The sequence below is a fragment of the Vibrio sp. 378 genome (assembly GCF_033339435.1).
This window is the reverse complement of sequence record NZ_JAWOUO010001231.1, coordinates 1-511: the sequence shown is the minus strand read 5'-3', so window position 1 is coordinate 511 and position 511 is coordinate 1. Positions and strand designations below refer to the sequence as shown.

At 45.6% G+C, this 511-nt stretch carries 1 protein-coding gene; it reads left to right on the top strand.

The annotated features are described in order from the left end of the window. Nucleotides 1–54 precede the first annotated feature (54 nt). On the top strand, nucleotides 55–511 hold a 457-nt coding region (locus R7Q48_RS31300; protein ID WP_318134332.1), incomplete at its 3' end, for a type II secretion system protein N.

Below are 511 nucleotides of genomic sequence, written 5' to 3'. Positions count from 1 at the left end.
TAGTTATATTTTTATAGCCCAATTGACTAACGTTAGAATAAAGGAATCAATTCAGTGAAGCGTTTAGAGCTAAGTGCAGGATTATCAAGCAGACCGCTACTGGCTCAGATCAAGTCCAACCACCACGCAATTCAAGCGAAGCTCAGTTTGCTACTTACTTGCCTATTTATTGCGATAACTGGGTGGATACTCGGTAAAGTGGTGTGGTTAGCAATCCCTCAAACGTCTGATGTGCCAAAATGGAGGCCGTCGGCGGGTAACGTTATTGCCAGCAATAAATCGAATACGATTGATTTCAATGCCCTTCAAAGCGCCAACTTATTTGGCAAATACACCGAACAAAAGCCTGTGGTCGTTGAGCAACCTGTTGTGAAAGACGCCCCAAAAACACGCCTGAATCTTACCCTTGTTGGCGCCGTTGCTAGCAGCAATCCTCAAACCAGCTTAGCGGTGATCGCTAACCGTGGTAAGCAAGCGACCTACGGAATTAGCGAAGAAATTGAAGGTACGC